Origin of the sequence: Rummeliibacillus suwonensis (assembly GCF_007896435.1) — a bacterium.
GTDB lineage: Bacteria > Bacillota > Bacilli > Bacillales_A > Planococcaceae > Rummeliibacillus > Rummeliibacillus suwonensis.
Genome location: NZ_VCBL01000001.1, coordinates 1,641,793 through 1,659,958, shown reverse-complemented (window position 1 = coordinate 1,659,958; position 18,166 = coordinate 1,641,793). Strand labels below are relative to the sequence as shown.

The 18,166-nt window shown below is 34.1% G+C and carries 13 protein-coding genes and 2 tRNA genes; 8 read left to right on the top strand and 7 right to left on the bottom strand.

What is annotated here, in order from left to right:
- Positions 1-56 precede the first annotated feature (56 nt).
- On the top strand, positions 57-965 hold the full coding sequence (gene metA, locus FEU33_RS07720; RefSeq protein WP_146548817.1) for a homoserine O-acetyltransferase MetA: 909 nt from the start codon (positions 57-59) through the stop codon (positions 963-965).
- Positions 966-1,163: 198 nt separating this feature from the next.
- On the opposite strand, the gene FEU33_RS07715 is transcribed toward metA, so the two are convergent.
- The 4 genes from FEU33_RS07715 to pdxR form a co-directional block, all read right to left on the bottom strand.
- A tRNA-Lys gene (locus FEU33_RS07715) sits at positions 1,164-1,237 on the bottom strand.
- A 405-nt stretch (positions 1,238-1,642) separates the two neighbouring features.
- Positions 1,643-2,206 carry an HAD family hydrolase gene (locus FEU33_RS07710; protein WP_244950994.1) on the bottom strand — a complete coding sequence of 188 codons (564 nt, stop codon included), beginning with the start codon at positions 2,204-2,206 and terminating at the stop codon, positions 1,643-1,645.
- 179 nt (positions 2,207-2,385) lie between these two features.
- Positions 2,386-2,459 (bottom strand) — tRNA-Lys (locus tag FEU33_RS07705).
- Positions 2,460-2,569: 110 nt separating this feature from the next.
- Positions 2,570-3,946, bottom strand: a complete 1,377-nt coding sequence (gene pdxR, locus FEU33_RS07700; protein WP_146548816.1) for a MocR-like pyridoxine biosynthesis transcription factor PdxR — start codon at positions 3,944-3,946, stop codon at positions 2,570-2,572.
- 1,008 nt (positions 3,947-4,954) lie between these two features.
- Between pdxR and FEU33_RS07695 the strand changes: the two genes are divergently transcribed.
- Entirely contained in the window at positions 4,955-6,439 is a 1,485-nt protein-coding gene (locus FEU33_RS07695) for a malate:quinone oxidoreductase (protein WP_146548815.1), read from the top strand.
- A gap of 392 nt (positions 6,440-6,831) precedes the next feature.
- Here the strand turns inward: FEU33_RS07695 and cbpA are convergent, their stop codons facing one another.
- Positions 6,832-7,503, bottom strand: a complete 672-nt coding sequence (gene cbpA, locus FEU33_RS07690; RefSeq protein WP_146548814.1) for a cyclic di-AMP binding protein CbpA — start codon at positions 7,501-7,503, stop codon at positions 6,832-6,834.
- A gap of 210 nt (positions 7,504-7,713) precedes the next feature.
- Here cbpA and FEU33_RS07685 point away from each other — a divergent pair, with 210 nt between their 5' ends.
- The gene (locus FEU33_RS07685) at positions 7,714-8,676 is read left to right on the top strand and encodes an NAD(P)H-dependent flavin oxidoreductase (protein ID WP_146548813.1); all 963 of its coding nucleotides are present in this window, start codon (positions 7,714-7,716) and stop codon (positions 8,674-8,676) included.
- Between the two features lie 249 nt (positions 8,677-8,925).
- On the opposite strand, the gene FEU33_RS07680 is transcribed toward FEU33_RS07685, so the two are convergent.
- Complete coding sequence (locus tag FEU33_RS07680; protein ID WP_146548812.1) at positions 8,926-9,615, bottom strand: DNA alkylation repair protein; 690 nt, start codon at positions 9,613-9,615, stop codon at positions 8,926-8,928.
- A gap of 821 nt (positions 9,616-10,436) precedes the next feature.
- On the opposite strand from FEU33_RS07680, the gene FEU33_RS07675 reads away from it, so the two are divergent.
- On the top strand, positions 10,437-11,108 hold the full coding sequence (locus FEU33_RS07675; protein WP_146548811.1) for a M15 family metallopeptidase: 672 nt from the start codon (positions 10,437-10,439) through the stop codon (positions 11,106-11,108).
- Positions 11,109-11,379: 271 nt separating this feature from the next.
- Here the strand turns inward: FEU33_RS07675 and FEU33_RS07670 are convergent, their stop codons facing one another.
- Positions 11,380-12,327: an LCP family glycopolymer transferase gene (locus FEU33_RS07670; RefSeq protein WP_146548810.1), complete on the bottom strand. Its 948-nt coding sequence runs from the start codon at positions 12,325-12,327 to the stop codon at positions 11,380-11,382.
- A 297-nt stretch (positions 12,328-12,624) separates the two neighbouring features.
- Here FEU33_RS07670 and FEU33_RS07665 point away from each other — a divergent pair, with 297 nt between their 5' ends.
- From FEU33_RS07665 to FEU33_RS07650, 4 genes are read left to right on the top strand one after another with little or no spacing between them, the layout of a single operon-like run.
- Entirely contained in the window at positions 12,625-13,878 is a 1,254-nt protein-coding gene (locus tag FEU33_RS07665; protein ID WP_244950993.1) for a glycosyltransferase family 4 protein, read from the top strand.
- Positions 13,872-15,149 (top strand): glycosyltransferase, encoded by a 1,278-nt coding sequence (locus tag FEU33_RS07660; RefSeq protein WP_244951041.1) that lies wholly within the window; start codon positions 13,872-13,874, stop codon positions 15,147-15,149. Before FEU33_RS07665 ends, FEU33_RS07660 begins: the two co-directional genes overlap by 7 nt.
- Before the next feature lie 33 nt (positions 15,150-15,182).
- On the top strand, positions 15,183-15,446 hold the full coding sequence (locus FEU33_RS07655; protein ID WP_146548807.1) for a hypothetical protein: 264 nt from the start codon (positions 15,183-15,185) through the stop codon (positions 15,444-15,446).
- Positions 15,427-18,144 carry a glycosyltransferase gene (locus tag FEU33_RS07650; protein ID WP_146548806.1) on the top strand — a complete coding sequence of 906 codons (2,718 nt, stop codon included), beginning with the start codon at positions 15,427-15,429 and terminating at the stop codon, positions 18,142-18,144. The genes FEU33_RS07655 and FEU33_RS07650 overlap by 20 nt, the downstream gene beginning before the upstream one ends.
- Positions 18,145-18,166 lie beyond the last annotated feature (22 nt).

Below are 18,166 nucleotides of genomic sequence, written 5' to 3'. Positions count from 1 at the left end.
TGAATACGTTAATGAGCGGCTTGCTGATTAATGATAGTAAAAAGGAGAGTTTATGAATGCCTATTAATATCCCTAAAGATTTGCCTGCTACAGAATTATTAAAGAAAGAGAAGATATTCGTAATGGATGAAGATCGTTCCAAAAGTCAAAATATCCGTCCGCTAAATATTGCTATTTTAAATTTAATGCCTCAAAAAGAGAAAACAGAATTGCAACTTCTTAGGCTATTAGGGAATACGCCATTACAAACGAATGTAACATTTTTAAATACAGCAACTCATGAGTCTAAAAATGTAAGTAAATCACATCTAGAAACATTTTATACAACATTTGAAGAAGTAAAACACCGTCGATTTGATGGACTAATTATTACGGGTGCGCCAATTGAGTTAATGGAATTTGAAGAAGTCGATTTTTGGGAAGAGATCAAACAAATCATGGATTGGTCCAAAACAAATGTGACATCAACTTTGCATATATGCTGGGGTGCACAAGCTGCCCTTTATCATCATTTTGGGATTGGAAAATTCCCTCTACCAGAAAAATGCTCAGGTATTTTTAAGCACACGGTAAATGATTCAACCATTAAACTATTACGAGGTTTTAATGATGTGTTTACAGCTCCACACTCACGTCATACTTCAGTTTCTCTTAAAGAAGTGGAGGCGCATCCGGATTTAGCGGTACTATCTTCTTCAGATGAGGCAGGGCTTTTTATAGCGATCTCAAAGGATGAAAGATTTATCATGGTAACGGGTCACTTAGAATATGACGCCTGCACGTTAAAAGAAGAATATGAGAGAGATGTAGCAAAGGGATTAGATGTTCCTGTTCCAAAACATTATTTTCCAAGCGATGATCCATCGAAAACACCTTTAAATACTTGGCGTGCACATACACATCTATTATTTTCAAACTGGTTAAATTATTATGTATACCAAGAAACACCTTATGAATGGGAATGAAGGAAATGGTAAAAAATCCGTTGTAAGTTATTCGATTTCTTACAGCGGTATTTTTATGTTCTATTTTATTATCTAAAGAATTAGAGCTAACATTGATGAAAAAGATTGTGCTAAAGAAGATATGGGGGATGGTTAAGCTTATTTCTGCATGAATGAGAAAGAAAAGAACATCATCGAATGGATGATGTTCTTCCAGTATGGGCGTAGTGGGGGTCGAACCCACAACCCCCTGATTAAGAGTCAGGTGCGCTAGCCAATTGCGCCATACGCCCTTTGTTTTAAGACATTAACTATCATATCACTATATTTATATAATGTAAAGGGGTTAGCTATTTTTTATCCCATATTAATTGGTAGGAAGCAGCTCATATTTTAAGATTCAAGTATCAATAGGTGGGGGAAAACGCCCTGAAAAGCTTGTTTTGTTCAATTTGCATATTGTGAATAGAAAACATGTGGTGAAATCTAACAAGAAATAATCCGTTCAAACGAATATCAAATCTTTTAAAGGCTGCTATGTAAATACTTCAATAACAAGTATCACTAGAATATCCAACAATGTGAACTTCTAAATTGCTATAACCATAATTCTTCTAACATGGCTAATTGGTTTACTTTATCAACTAAAAATGTTGATCGTTCCTCCTGTAAGGCTTCTTTGCTATGGCTTCCCCATGTTACTCCACATGAAAAAACATTTGCGGATTTCGCTTCGCCATTTGCAAATCGAAAATAGTATCACCGATCATTACCGTTTCATCTGCATTTAATTGATAAAAATCCATTAGTTTTAAAATACCTTCTGGATGAGGCTTATAATGTGTCACTTTATCAGAACCAATAATATCTTTAAAATATATATTGATATTGAGTGTTTGTAAATTACGAAGAAGTACATCCGATTTTTTGCTTGATACAACAAAAAGCTGCTTACCGCTTGAGGCTATACTTTCTAACACATTTGGTATATTTGGAAATGTAGAGAGGGTTTTATTCTCTAAATTTTTATAGGTTTGTCGGAAGATAGTAAGCAATTTTTCAAATGATTCATCCGTGAAACCTGTAGCTGCCATTTTTTTAAAGGATACTTCAATGGGAACACCCATATAATATTCAATCTGTTTTTCGCTCGGTTTCTTTAAACCAAATTCGATAAAAGCTTGTTGCGTGGCTAGTACACTACATTGCCTTGAATCTGCAAGTGTGCCATCAAAGTCAAAAATTAGATTTTTAATCTGCATGCTTCAACACTCTCTTTTTTTCTTATTGATGATTGATTGTATAAAGTATATCATATGACGTTCCATCTTTGGCTTTTTATGAGAAAAGATTATGGTTGAAGATTGGCAGATAGATAGAGCGTTTCTGCAGAATGAAAAAAAAAAGGACACCATCTCAATAGATGATGTCCTTTCAAATATGGGCGTAGTGGGGGTCGAACCCACAACCCCCTGATTAAGAGTCAGGTGCGCTAGCCAATTGCGCCATACGCCCTTTGCTTTAAGACATTTATTATAATAACGCTATATTTTAATAATGTCAACAGGCAAACTAAGGAAATTTATTTTTTTAGAAAAGCGAATGATGAAACATGATATACATGATTAGTTCCATGCTTTTTGCAATAATTCGATTCCTTTTAAGATTTCTTCTTCTGTATTACCACCAAAGCCTAATTGAATCAATGGATATTTTGGCTTCCTCTTAATGAAAAAACGAGAAGCAGCGTACACTTTTACACCATTTTCAGCAGCTCTTTGGATCAATTGTTGTTCTGTGTAACCGTTTCGAATACGTAATAATACATAAAGTCCTGATTCTTTTCCTAGAATTTCAATGCCATCTGAAAATGCTTGTTGTATTGCAGTAGTTAATATCTCCATTTTTCTCTTATATATAGATTTCATTCTTCGAATATGTGATTCCCAAAAACCATTTTCCATAAAAATAGCCATAGCTCTTTGATGGATCGAAGAAGTGGTTTGCTCCATATTTGAAAAAGAGTGATGATAAGCTTTCAGTAATTTTTGAGGAAGAATCATATAACTAATTTTCAATGTTGGTAAAAATGATTCAGCGAAACTTCCTAGATATATGACACGATTCAAATCTTGAGACGCTAAAGCAGGAATAGGTTGTTGTGAATAACGAAATTCGCTGTCATGATCATCTTCAATAATAAAACTATCTGTATGATAAGCCCACTCAATCAAACGTTGACGTTCATAGATAGGCATTGTTACACCAGTTGGAAATTGATGAGATGGTGTCGTATAGAAAATATGATGGTTTGTCTCTGGCAATTGCTTTAAAAGCGTGCCTTTTGAGGAAAAGGGCATTGGCAAAATGTCGAAATCAAACAAAGAACTGAATCTACGTGCCGTTTCAGAGCCAGGATCTTCACAGATAATAGTATGAAAATCATTTTTCACTAATAAACCAATTTTCATAAACAATTCCTGTTTGCTGCTCCCTATAATAATGGAATGCGCATTTGTATCGATTTTTCTTGACTTTAACAAATAAAAAGAAAGTTGTTGCCTTAGAAATGGATCTCCTTGGTAATGGTCCTTTGAATAGATAAAAGGTTGCTCCATTGCCAAGTTTGTACATTGTCGCCATTTGGCTAATGGAAAAGATTCCTGATCGACAGCAGTTGGCTGAAATTTTATTTTATAGATCGGTATTTGTTTGCGAATAATGATGGAGTTACTTGTTTTCCATTGAATTTGTTTTTTCTTAACGGGATTTACAAAGTATCCTTTTCTCCCTTCGCTGCGTATATATCCTTCCGCTAATAGTTGGTTAAAAGAGGATACTATCGTGCTACGGCTGACACGTAAATCATTTGATAATTGGCGAATGGATGGCAGTTTAGTATTTGCATTTAAAGATTTGTTCAGGATTAAATCTTTAATATAAAAATAAATTTGTTGATATTTTGGTGTTCCTTTTATGAATTGAAATTCCAAAGATCTCATTGAACCATCCTTTCTTTAGTTATAATTAAATCCTATACATAAATAATGTTTGGATTTTATTCCGCTTTAACGGCAGTAAAGCTTCCCCATCTCAAGATATAGACAAAAATGAGAAAGATAGATGGGGATTAACTGCCGCATGCGGGTGTTGGTCCCTCAGGTGTTGCCACAGGACGTGGCGCTCTTCACTTAAGTTCTTCTAGTTCGGTGGGGGATGAAGAAAACTCTACTGATGGAAGCTTCACTTTATACATAATGCCAACAGGCGAAGTTTTTTCATACTATGCAAATGGTATGGTGATGCAATAAAAATGGAATATATATTATTCTATTATACAATAAATTTTTCAATAAATTATGAAACTTTACATATTTATTAAATTTTATTTCCATCAATATCAGCAACTAGCAAACCTCTATCCTTATGTGTGAAGCTTCATTATATAAGTGAATAATTCACATGACTAATTGACTTTATTTTTAGAGCTTATGCAGGACAAGAGTTATATTATTCTGTGTGGATTCATATTACAGGAGATTTTAGAGAAAATGGGGGACGAAATATTTCATATCAGAAAAAAGAGCATACATTTGGAGTGGAAGATCTAAGTCAAAAGTCGACAAAACAGAACTGATAAAAAAGATTAGGAAAATCCCATTGTTTATAATAGAGGAGATGGAAATTAGTTGGTATAGTGGAATGAAGAAATGGTGGTTCAATAGGTAGTCTTGCCCTTTGTAAAAAGCTAGGACATTTGTTATGCTTTTTATGCAATTCTATAACGGCTAGATGACTTTTTCCTTTTTTTCACCATTTAAAACAACTTATAGCTGTGTTATAATAGAAGATATTTTAATCTATAATTAATTATGATACACTATGGTAAGGTTGTAATTGATACAGAAAAGGTATGTGACTGGGCGGTGCCTTGTTTGCTGTAGTCCCTAAACAGGTGTGCCTACATCCTTTCTGCAAATCTTAGGGTATAAGGAAGAGGAAGGTAAAAAATGAGTAACAGACAAACTACAACAGATGTTATCTTAATTGGTGCCGGAATCATGAGTGCTACTTTGGGAACACTCTTGAAAGAACTAGCGCCAGATTGGAAAATTAAAGTGTTTGAAAAGCTCGATAAAGCAGGAGAGGAAAGTTCTAACGAATGGAATAATGCGGGAACAGGACATTCGGCATTGTGTGAGCTTAACTACACAGTCGAAAAACCAGACGGCTCCATAGATATTAGCAAAGCGATCAAAATTAATGAACAGTTCCAACTTTCAAGACAATTTTGGTCTTATCTTGTAAAAAGCAATCTAATTCAAAATCCACATGATTTCATCATGCCGATTCCTCATATGAGTTTAGTACAAGGTGAAAAAAATGTTGCATTTTTGAAAAAAAGGTTTGAAGCGCTTTCAAATAATCCTCTATTCCAAGGTATGGAATTTTCTGATGATCCAGAAAAATTGTTGGAATGGATTCCACTTATTATGGCAGACCGTAAATCAAACGAACCTATAGCAGCAACAAAAATTGACTCTGGAACCGATGTTAACTTTGGTGCTTTGACACGTATGTTGTTTGAACATTTAAAACGTAAAAACGTCGAAGTCAACTATAAACATAAAGTTGAGAATATTAAACGTACAAGCGATGGCTTATGGGAGTTAAAAGTGCGTAATGCTAGCGGTCAAATAGAAAACCATGCAGCAAAATTCGTCTTTATCGGCGGTGGTGGAGGTGCTCTTCCTCTACTACAAAAAACGGGTATTCCTGAAAGCAAACATGTTGGTGGATTCCCAGTAAGCGGATTATTCTTAGTATGTAACAATCCGGAAGTTATTGCTCAACACCATGCAAAAGTATACGGAAAAGCTGCTGTTGGTGCTCCTCCAATGTCTGTTCCGCATCTTGATACACGATATATCGATAACAAAAAATCATTGCTATTTGGACCATTTGCTGGTTTCTCACCAAAATTCCTGAAAACGGGTTCAAATTTCGATTTAATAGGTTCTGTGAAACCGAATAATGTATTTACAATGTTAGCGGCAGGTGCAAAGAACATGTCATTAACAAAATACTTGGTGCAACAACTTATGCTATCAAAAGAACAACGTATTGAAGAATTAAAAGAATTTGTTCCAAATGCGAAAAGTGAAGATTGGGATATTGTCGTAGCAGGGCAACGTGTACAAGTTATTAAAGATACTGCTGCTGGCGGTAAAGGAACACTTCAATTTGGTACAGAAGTTATTACGGGTGCTGATGGCTCAATTGCCGCATTACTAGGTGCTTCTCCAGGTGCTTCTACTGCTGTCTTTGTTATGCTTGAGGTAGTTAAAAAATGTTTCCCACAACATGCAAAAGAATGGGAATCAAAAATCAAAGAAATGATTCCTTCTTACGGCTTAGCATTAGTGGAACATCCAGAGCTTATCGATGAAATTCACACTTCAACAGCACAAGCGCTTGGTTTAACTGAAAAATAAAAATTTTATTTAGAGAACGAAATAAGTCATTAGAATATGATTGAGATCCAATATAGAACCTTTGATCTAATTTTAGATCGAAGGTTCTTTTTTATATGCCGTTAGACAGAATAACTTTTTCATTTTTAATACATCTATCAGGCGTGTTGATGATCCGATTTTTTCTATAAAAATAGGGGGAATTTGTTGATCTCCACTATGGCTAGTTTCAATCTACATAAATGAAACTAAAAAATACATGTTTTTTAAGGATTATGTCAAATATATTTCCTGATTTCTTCCAAATCAACACGCCTGATAATTTAATTGAACATTGAATTGGATTTTTCTGCTTTTTGGATAATTCCGTTTCTTTCAGCTGGTCAGTTTCCTTCATTTTTAAATGCGTTCACTCAAAAGATCAAATTATTCTTTCTTTTTTTATGGAATTCTTCCTCATCGAATACTTCTATATCAACGAGGCGAGCACCGACTTTATGGAGGATGCTTTCAATTTCTTTTACAGTTTGCTGATTTGCTCCTTTATCAAGCGTAATAATCACTCGTCTTAAATACCAATCGTCATCGTCGATGGAGAAAACACATTGAACTGGCCATTTTTTTCGAATTAGTGAGAGTGTTTTGACGAGAATACCTTCAGCAACGGGAATTGCAATGGTTAAAGCACAGCTTCCAGTTTTGTACCCCCAAGCCTCTTCTAACAGCTCAAATATTTTAGAGTGGGTAAGGATACCATAAAAATTGTCATATTCATCTATAACTGCAAGATAGGGAAGCCGTTTAATCTTAAAAAAAACTTTATAAAATGGACTTTCCATATTGATGGTACCATCCTGATCGATCGCTAACTCTGCAATTTGCACATCTTGAGCACCATGTTTCTTTTGATATTCAAGGATATCAACTCTATATACATTTCCAATAAATTTTTCCATATTTTTATCTAAAACGGGGATACATCTATAACCAGAAGCATAAAGTTTCTCTAATACAGATGAAGCAAGATCCGTCTCCTTACAAAAAACAACTTCACTTTTTTTTACATATCTTTGTTTGACAATCATGTCAGCTCCTCCTAAATAGTAGGCGATAATTTGTATCAGATCATACAGGCTACAGTATGTATGGGATTGAGCATATATTCGAAAAAATATCATACATTTTAGAGGAAATGATATCCATTCTCTTAAATGATATTTTATTTGCCTTTATGTGTAGGATTCTCTACTTTGCGCAGTATCAAGATTGATTTATTTCGGGAAGGATGGGATGATATGCTGAAGAAGAATGTGAAAGAACAATTTAAAAGGTTAGATTTACCGGTTATTGTGGCGCCTATGTTTTTAGTCTCTAGTATTGAACTCGTAGTAGAAGGGTGTAAATCAGGAGTGGTCACAACTTTCCCCTTATTAAATGCTAGAACAAGTGAGGAGTTAGAAGAGTGGATGCAAGCGATTACAATACAATTAGCAGAAGCACAAAAAACAACTTCAAAGGTTGCGCCTTGGGGAGTTAATCTAATCGTGCATAAGTCTAATGATCGCTATGAGGCTGACATTAAACTGATCAAAAAATACCAACCACCAGTTGTTATTACATCGTTAGGAAAACCAACTGATATTATAAAAATCGTGCATGAGTATGGCGGACTGGTATTCTCTGATGTCATTAGTATTCTACATGCTAAAAAAGCTACGGAAGCAGGAATTGATGGACTTATTCTTGTCTGTAATGGTGCAGGTGGTCATGGTGGTACATTACATCCGATGGCATTTGTGCATGAAGTAAAACAATTTTTCGATGGAATGGTTATTTTATCGGGTGCAATTACACAGGGGCAAGATATTTTAGCTGCACAAGTAATAGGTGCTGATTTTGCTTATATGGGTACACGTTTTATCGCAACAAAAGAATCCTTAGCGAACAAAGCCTATAAAAAGATGCTGCTAGAAGCACAGGCAGGGGATATTATTTATACAGATAAACTTAGCGGTGTGCATGCAAACTTTCTTTTAAAAAGTATTTTAAACGCAGGTTTAGATCCAGCAACATTAGAAAAACCTAAACAACTAGAAATCTTACACAAGGCTGAAGGGGAGACCAAGGCCTGGAAAGATATCTGGAGTGCTGGACATGGAGTTGGTGGCATTCATGAAATATTGCCGGTTGCTGAGTTAGTTGAAAGGTTAAAGGCTGAGTATCATGAAAGTATTCAAAAAGTGGTCGAAAAACAATAAAAAATGATTCATCCCATATTAACGGGAAGTAGATCCCCACATCAAAATACAAGTAACAAATGGAGGATCAGTGGGGATCACTGCAGTATGGATCCGATTGATTTTGATTCTACTTGTATACAGCGCGGATGAAGAAAATTTCACTTTATCTCACTTTAAAGGGCAGTAAGACCCCCATCTCAAGATATAGAGAGAAACGAGAAAGATAAATGGGGGATGGAGAAAACCTCCACTGATGGAAGCTTCACTTTATTTTCTCTTCATCGTGCGAATCTTTTCTTTTGTATCTTTATCAATTTGTTTTGATTCTATAATTTTTTGGAGGGCTTTATTGTAAGTAAAATGATCTTGTGTACTTGTTTTCAAATAAATTTCCGTTATTTCAGGAAATTTCATATAGCAAACAGAAATCGCCCATGCAACGGCCATTTGCGTATAGAATTTTTCATTTTGAATGGAGTCCAGTAACATTAAAGTTTGGTGGATAAACAATTCATCTATAAAATAGTTCAAAAGCATAACAGCTGCAAAACGGGCATTGTATTCTTCAGATGAAGCAGCATAAGACTGTAAAAATTGCCACATTTCGTTTTGATGTTTTTTTGTTCCTTTTAGTCCTGTACAAAAACTATCGCAAACTGCCCAGTTGTCAATATGCGGTATAAATTCTGCAATGTATTTTAATTGCCATTCAAAATCCAACTTTGCATAGCCGATGACCATCCCCCTAAGCATTGTTTCTTCATAATAATCATCGTTCCAAGTGGATAAATATGTATGTACGTCCCCTTTCGCTAATTCTTTTGCTATTTTACGCATGGTAGGAAGACGAACGCCGATAATCTTTTCTTTATCAACCGTTGGCAGTAATTTTGCATTAAATTCTTGATAGTTTAAATCTTGCAATTCAAATAAACGCTTTTGTATCATATTTTTCATTTCATTCCTCTTTTCATCGTAATAACTAGAACTATGATCCCCATATCAAGAAACAAATCACAAACAAAGGATCTTCTTTCAGTATAGACCTGATTGATTTGTCTCACCTAATGAAAGTCTTCAACAATATGAATTTTTCCTTCATTTTAAATGAAGGAATCAATTTTATAATGCCAAAATTATATAAAAAATCAGGCGTGTTGATTAGGCAGAAATTAGGGAATATTTTTGATATAATTCTTAAAAAACATGTATTTTTCGTTCCATTTATGTAGATTGGAGCGGAGGCTTGCTCGACTCCCGCGGGAAATGCGAGACAGTTGAGACCCTGCACGAGCGTAGCGAAGGAAGCGGCTCAGCGCTCGCCCGCAGAAAAGCGAGCAAGCCGTAGCGGAAATCAACGAATTCTCCCTATCTTCATGGAGAAAATTGGATAATCAACACGCCTGATAAAAAATATGAATATTTAAATGATCTTTTCTCAGGATTGTCGATTAAGAAAAAATATTTGGTGTCATTTTAAAAACATTGTATTTTTAGCTCTATTTATTTAGATCAGGCTTGCTTAAGTCCTCGAAAATGCATACATATTTCATATGGTCCGCTCAGTGAGGTCCATTCAATATCCCACAAAAAAAGCAAGGACTGTGGCGTAAATCAGCGAATATTCTCTATTTTTGTGGGCAAAATTGGATTATCAACACACCTTAATTCATATGATAAAAAATTTTTTTATTAGCCATTAAAATATTCTAAAAAGAATGAAAAATAACAAATTATTCATACTAAATGGGATTACATCGAGGAGAACATCAATAAATATGAAGAACAAAAAAAATCAACTATATATTATTTGGAGTGTCGTCATTCTATTTTTCCTTATGGTGATATTAAGCATTAATGTTATTCCGGACATACAAGAAGAGAAAAAAGATAAACGATATGTTTATCTAGGAAAAGATGCGCCAATTCCGTCACAACTAAATCCCATCGTAGAAGAAAGAAAAAATATATTAATAAACAAAGCAGCAAATCAAAAGATCGATGTTGTTATAACAGAAGGAATTCGAACATTTGAAAAACAAAAGCAATTGTATGAACAAGGAAGGACAACAACTGGAAATATCGTTACTCATAAAAAAGCAGGGGAGTCTTTTCATAATTATGGATTAGCATTCGATTATGCACTTTTGGATTCGAATGGTACTATCATTTGGGATATTGACTACGATGGCAATAAAAATGGGGAATCTGATTGGTTTGAAGTGGCAGATATGGCAAAGAAACTTGGATTCGATTGGGGTGGTGATTGGGAAGACTTTAAAGACTATCCACACCTACAAATGACATTTGGTCTTAAAATAGCCATGTTAAAAGAAGGATATCGCGTGAATGACCAAGTCGTTAGGAAAGAACTGAAAAAATACATTGGTTTTTATGAGCTTTTGCCAAAACATATGCTTAACGAAATAAATAGGCATATTTATTGGTGAAAATAGTGTTTAATATTTAATTTTAACCCCATTTATATAGATCTTCGTTGCGGCTTGCTCGAGTTCTCGAAAATGCATGCGCATTTCTGCGTAAGGTGTGGATTCAGGAAGTCAATTCAATGACCGCGGGAACAGCGAGATAGGTGGAGATCCCACGCAGCGAAGCGAGGAGGCTCACCGGCTCGCCCACAGGAAAGCGAGCAAGCTGTAGCAGAAATCAAAAAGCTATCTATAAGCATAGGAAATCTACTGGCTTATAGATAGCACCAACCTATTTTGATAATTCTAAATGCTTTCGTAATTCTGAGGAAATTTCTTTTAATTCATTTTCATCCATTTTGTAATACCAAATTCCATTAATGATTTCACCGCCGCCTTTTTCAAAACGCAACTGATCAATATGAGTAATCGAATCTTTATAATTTTTTTGAAGCTTCATGATTTCCGAGAAGGTTAAATTTGTTTGAACATTGTTTCCTAATGAGTTAAAAATATCTTGATAATTAAACAAACTATCTACAGAAACAGCTTCTTCAATAATTCCTGATATCAATTGTCTTTGTCGCTCTTGTCTTCCAAAGTCACCTTCAGGGTCATCATGTCGATTACGAACATACGCAAGAGCTCCTTTACCATCCAATTGATTTTCACCAATTTTGAATTGATAACCATTTTGTTCAAAAGCACGTTTACTATTAACCGTTATTCCCCCAACTGCGTCAATCATATCTGAAAACCCGTCCATATTGATCTCACCAACATAATCAATAGGAATATTCAACAACTGTTCCACAGAATCCATGGCCATTTTGATGCCACCAAATGCATAGGCATGATTTAATTTGTCATACGAATGATGACCAACAATTTCAGTATATGTATCTCTAGGAATACTAAGCATCTTTGTATCTTTTGAATTTGGATTTACTGTCAAAACAATGATTGTATCGGATCTCCCATTTTCACCACTACGTCCATCGACACCCAAAAGCAATATTGAAAAAGGATCTTTTCTTTCGAAATTGACTTTTTTGATACGATGTTTTGATTGATCGCGGTCGATATTAATATGTGTTTTTTCCATATTAGACATAAAACTGTTATACATACTGAATGCTACTCCACTGATGCCAAGTGCGAGCACAACAACAATCCCTACGATCCATTTCCATATCTTTCTTTTTTTCCTTTTTTGAAATCTTCTACTTTCTACAGCCATTGTGTGCCTCCGTATAATATTTGTAAATTGTTGCCATGAAATCTTTATGAAAAAATGATTTTATTCATTTTTTTCATAATAGGGGCTTCTTTTAAAATAGACTACTTTATGAAAAAAAGAAGAGGTAATTAATAAAATTAATAATAATTTACAAACCATTAATAATAAAGAATCATTGGCTTAACAAAATATGTAAAGTGTTGTGCTACAATTAACGCGTAACCAAATAATTAGAACAATAGTTCGAATCTTATCTTCAAGGGTTATTTAGAAAGGTTATTTAGGAGGATGCTCAAATTGTCTAAATCTAGGATCTTGATCATCACGCAAAATTTTTACCCTGAAATCGGTAGTCATGCCAATCGGATGACAAATCTATTTCAGCTATTAAAACAAGAAGGGTATGATGTATCGGTTTTAACAACTGAACCGTCCTATCCAAATAAGCATATATATGAAGACAAGAAATTTTGGGATAACAAGTCTTTAGATAATGAAGAGAAAATCCACCGAGTGAAAGTGAAAAATAGAAAGTATGCTTTGAATATGCTGAATCGTTTAATCCATTACCTGGAAATATCGATGAAGATGCTTCTGTTTATTCTCTTTCAAAAACAAAAATTTGATATTGTCCTTGTTACGACGCCGGCAATTTTTATCGCATTTGTTGGTCTCATTGCAAGACTGAGGTATAGGGCAAAATTTATATTGGACGTTCGAGATTTATGGCCAGAATCCTTAAAGGGAGTAGGCGTATTTGATAACGCATTAATCATCAAGTTTTTCTCGCTTTTAGAGATCTTCTTATATAAGAAATCGAATCACATCATTATCAACAGTATCGGTTTTAAAGATTATATAGTGAAAAAGGCGAAGATCAATCCAGATAAAATCACCTATTTACCAAACGCGGCTCGTTTATATGAATTACAGCCAGCCTATAAATTCCATAAAAATTTTCGAGTCATTTATACAGGGAATATAGGACTTGCTCAAGATGTTGAATTTCTAAAAGATCTCATTCGAAAATTAGATAAACAGCATATTCAAATCACGATTGTTGGATATGGACAAAAGAAAAACGATTTGATCCATTTTATAAAAGAAAACAGATTACACAATGTTTCAATCGTAAATCCAACCACAAGGGCAGAGTGTTTGGCATTAAATGCAAAACATGACGTGGGCATTCTTTCGTTAAATAACAATGAAGTATTTGAAACGGTGCTGCCAGGTAAGTTAATCGATTATATGATGAGCGGTATTCCAGTTGTAGCTGCTGTTTCAGGTTATTCCAAAGAAATTATAGAAACATATCAAACAGGCTTTGTTTCAGAAAAACGAGACGCTTACGAAATTGTCAAAAAGATTTTGCTATTGAAATACAATCCAGATTTACGAGAAAAAACAGCAAGTAATGGCTTGAAATTGATCCAATCACATTTTATATGGGAAAAAAATATCAAAACTTTAACTTCTTTACTAAAAGAAGAACCAAGTGCAGAACCCATACCATTATTAAAACGAATAGATAAGGACATCAAATTATGAAAAAGAATGTATGCATGTTTGTCTGGAATCATTTTACCAATGATGCTAGAGTACTTCGAGAATGCACGACTCTATCAGAGAAGGGCTATAAGGTTGATCTCATTTGTATACATGATCCAAATGATCCTGACATGAAATATGTTGAAAAAAGAAATGACAATTTTAATGTATATAGGGTTAGAAGATATCCGATTATGTTCACCGTACTTCAATTTTGTATAAAAAATAAGCTGGTAGGTAGTGTTGCACTTGTCTTATGGCTGTTCTTAGCCTATCTTTTCCCATTTATCATTATTCCGCTTACATTACTTGGTGGAATAATCATTAAGACAAGACTCAAAACAGTGGTCGTAAGAGGCTGCATTATCATCCGAATGATTTTAAAAGGTCGAATGAAAAATTATGATATATATCATTCCAATGATTTAAACACATTACCACAAGGTTATATATGTGCAAAGTGGAGATTAAGAAGAAAACCATTAATTTATGATTCACATGAAGTTCAAACGAGTAGAACTGGATATGATAGCTCAATATACGCGAAAATGGAAAAGTTTTTTATCCGAAAAATGGATTCTATGATTGTTGAAAATCACACAAGAGCAAAATACAACGAAGTTTTATATGGGTTTTATCCAAATGTAGTGCATAATTATCCATTCATACAAAAAGAAGTTTTCAATCATAAAATCGATCTTCATGAGATTCTGCATTTGCCGGAAAATGAAAAAATCTTGCTATATCAAGGTGGCATACAGGCAGGAAGAGGATTAGATAAATTAATCAAAGCAGTGCCAATGTTTAAGGAGGGAACGCTTGTCCTTATAGGGGATGGGCGTATAAAACCAGACTTGGAGAAAATGGTCAAGGACATGAATCTTGAAGAAAAGGTCAAATTCTTACCTAAAGTACCATTGGAAGAGTTACCTCAATATACGAAGAATGCCTATCTTGGATTTCAAGTGTTGAACAATATAAATTACAACCATTACTCAGCTTCATCCAATAAATTATTCGAATATATGATGGCAGGGATACCGGTTGTTGCTTGTAATTTTCCTGAGATTCGAAGGGTCGTTGAAGGAGAAGAAACTGGAATCTGTATAGACTCACATAAACCGCAAGAAATTGCAGACGCTGTCAACAAATTGCTTGAAAATCAAGCATTACGAACTCGATATAGTGAAAATAGTAGAAAGGCTAGCAAATTGTTCAATTGGGAAAAAGAAAAAGAATTGTTTGTGAATGTATATGCCAAAGTATCTTAAAAGCTATCAATTTTACAACTAGGAGTGCTAATTTTGGAATTAAAAACGGAAGACTTATCGAGAGAATTGGAGTCTCTTAGACGATTACTATTACAAGAAAAAAAAGAAAAAGTAATGATTCAAGAAGAACTTTTACGAATGTATATTCAAGAAGAACATCTATTAAGTTCATATCAAAAATTACATTCAAAACATTATGCAATCAGTCATTCGAAGCTTGGAAGACTGACCTATGTTTATTGGCGAGTTTTAAAAAGAATTAAGCGAGGCAAAAGAAATGCAAACATCAAAAATTGAAGAACAATTGAGAGAGATTCAATCACGTAAACAACAACTTGAAGATGCCATTAAGAGAGAAAAGTATGAAATTGATTATTTTAAGGAAAATGGCATTCTACCTGAAAGTATTCCTGAAGAGTCATTATTTCTATATGAAATTCAAACAGCACCACTAAAAACAACCAAACAAGAATACTTGGATTATCGTGATGAAGTAGCAGATTTGCATTATTTTGATCGTATAAAACCATTACTGGACAATATCCCTGAAAGTAATGGCAGTAGATATTACAATAAGTATTCCATGCAAGTTGGGATTATTGCAGATGAATTTTTGTACCAATCTTATAAAGATGTGGCCAATTTCATCTCTATTACTCGCGATAATTATCAGTCTTATAAGGACCAATTAGATTTCTTGTTTGTAGTGACGACTTGGAAGGGGTTAGATGGTAGCTGGACGGGTTTAGCCAATGATAAGTCTCAAAAGAGAAAAGACTTATATAAGGTAATTCAATATTTTAAAAAGAATCACGTCAAAACAGTATTTTACTCGAAAGAAGACCCTGTCAATTATGAAAAATTTATCGGGATCGCCAAGAAATGTGATTATGTTTTTACAACAGCAAAAGAAAAAGTGGAAAGCTATAAAAAAGCTTGCAAGCACCAAAAAGTTTTCGTCTTGGAATTTGGTATCAATCCACTTTACCATAATCCAATTGGTATCCGAAACCATCCAAAGAGTAAAGATGTGTTTTTTGCAGGATCATGGCTGAACAAATATCCCGAAAGGCAAAGGGAAACAATTGATATTTTCGAGGGTGTAAAAAGTGCGAATCGAGATCTAAAAATCATCGATCGAAATTTTCATTTAAATAATTTAAATTATTTCTTCCCACAAGAGTATTTAGAATATGTGTCGCCAGCCATTGAACATCAATATCTTCAAAAAGTGCATAAGCTTTATGATTGGGCGATTAACTTAAACTCTGTGAAGTTTAGTGAAACGATGTTTGCCAATCGAATTTATGAGCTGCAAGCTATCGGTAATATTATTATTTCAAATTATAGTGTTGGCGTGAACGATAAATTTCCAAATGTCTTTATTGTGAATAGTCAGCAGGAGGTCAAAGATATATTAAATGAATTTACAGATGAAGAAGTGTATAAGCATCAAGTATTAGGAATCCGAAATGTCATGTCTTCCTACACAACATTTGAAAGATTCAATGGGTTATTAGAAAAAATTGAAATGGAAAAACAAGTATCCTTGAAAAAAGCTTTGGTCGTAGCAGATCAATTGAATGACGAAGTGATCAAAAATTTTGAGAATCAATCCTATGAAGAAAAAGCTTTAATCACTGAAGCAGATTTCAATGATGAGATTCGAGCACAATATGATATCATTGCTTTCTTCCGTTCAGGTTATCAATACGAAGAATATTATTTAGAAGATATGATCAACGGTTTTAAATATACAGATTCAGATTATATTACGAAAAACAGCTATTACGAGGGAAACAAATTAGTAGAAGGGTTAGAACACATGTACGTGAATGAAATTCAAGATAAATATAAAACAGTGTTTTGGTCTGAAGCTTTTGCTACCGACGAATTGCTCAAAATGCCTACTCATTACAAACGACAATATGGGTATTGCATTGACCATTTTGAACTCAACACAAACAGCAAAGAATGCTTGCAGCAAGGGTTGATAGATGATCGTCAATATGAATTATCTGTAATTGTTCCTGTTTATAACAACGGCAAATACTTGTTGAACAAATGTTTTAATAGCTTAAAAAGAAGCAGCATTTTTGACAAGATGGAAATTATCTTAGTAGATGATGGATCCACTGATGAGGAAACTATTAGCACGATACGTCGAATTGCAGAGTCAAATACGAATGTTATGACTTATTTCTTCCCGAAAGGAGGAAGTGGTAGTGCATCAAGGGCAAGAAATCGAGGTGTCGAACTAGCAAGTTGTGAATATATAACGTATTTAGATCCGGATAATGAAGCGATCAACGATGGATATGCGAAATTATTGCAATTGCTAAAAAGGAATCCTGATATAGACATGGCAATTGGCAATATGGTCAAATTTGATAACAAAAAAATTAGTTATTTCAAATACTATCAAACGGTTACAGACGTGATTCATAGTAAGGTCATTCAAAATCCGAAGCAGCTATTGATCGATACAGAACTGAGAACTCAAAGTATCCAAGCATTGATCGTCAAGCAAAAGATCATTATGGATAATCACTTGAAGATGGTAGAAAATGCTGGCGGACAAGATACACTGTTTTTCCAAGAGCTGTTATTGCATTCAACGAAGGCAGCAGTACTCGATCTGGATATTCACATCTATTATGCAGCAGTTTCAGGATCTGTTACAAATACGATAACAAAAAAGTTTTTTCATAAATATTACACATTAGAAAAAGAGAGATTACCATTTTTAAAGAAAAATGAATTGCTCGATTTATATATGGATAAACGATTCAACTTTTACTTCAAAAATTGGTATTTGATCCGCATTAAACGGATTGGAGATGAGGATCTAAAAGAGGCGATCGATATTCTCTATCAAATTTATTCTTTATACAAAGAATTCATAGTTGAAAATTCAATAGAAGGTGAAAAATTCGAAGCTTTCTATAAAAAAGGAAAGTACAAGAAAATAGCAAAATACTTCACCAGAATATAGATTCAGAAAAATTTGAATTTTT

What these genes read in the sequence shown, in the direction of transcription:
- metA (WP_146548817.1), top strand. Translation starts at nt 57, where the DNA reads ATGCCTATTAATATCCCTAAAGATTTGCCTGCTACAGAATTATTAAAG.
- FEU33_RS07680 (WP_146548812.1), bottom strand. Translation starts at nt 9,615, where the DNA reads ATGAAAAATATGATACAAAAGCGTTTATTTGAATTGCAAGATTTAAAC.
- FEU33_RS07695 (WP_146548815.1), top strand. Translation starts at nt 4,955, where the DNA reads ATGAGTAACAGACAAACTACAACAGATGTTATCTTAATTGGTGCCGGA.
- FEU33_RS07670 (WP_146548810.1), bottom strand. Translation starts at nt 12,327, where the DNA reads ATGGCTGTAGAAAGTAGAAGATTTCAAAAAAGGAAAAAAAGAAAGATA.
- cbpA (WP_146548814.1), bottom strand. Translation starts at nt 7,503, where the DNA reads ATGATTGTCAAACAAAGATATGTAAAAAAAAGTGAAGTTGTTTTTTGT.
- FEU33_RS07685 (WP_146548813.1), top strand. Translation starts at nt 7,714, where the DNA reads ATGCTGAAGAAGAATGTGAAAGAACAATTTAAAAGGTTAGATTTACCG.
- pdxR (WP_146548816.1), bottom strand. Translation starts at nt 3,946, where the DNA reads ATGAGATCTTTGGAATTTCAATTCATAAAAGGAACACCAAAATATCAA.
- FEU33_RS07675 (WP_146548811.1), top strand. Translation starts at nt 10,437, where the DNA reads ATGAAGAACAAAAAAAATCAACTATATATTATTTGGAGTGTCGTCATT.
- FEU33_RS07650 (WP_146548806.1), top strand. Translation starts at nt 15,427, where the DNA reads ATGCAAACATCAAAAATTGAAGAACAATTGAGAGAGATTCAATCACGT.
- FEU33_RS07710 (WP_244950994.1), bottom strand. Translation starts at nt 2,206, where the DNA reads ATGCAGATTAAAAATCTAATTTTTGACTTTGATGGCACACTTGCAGAT.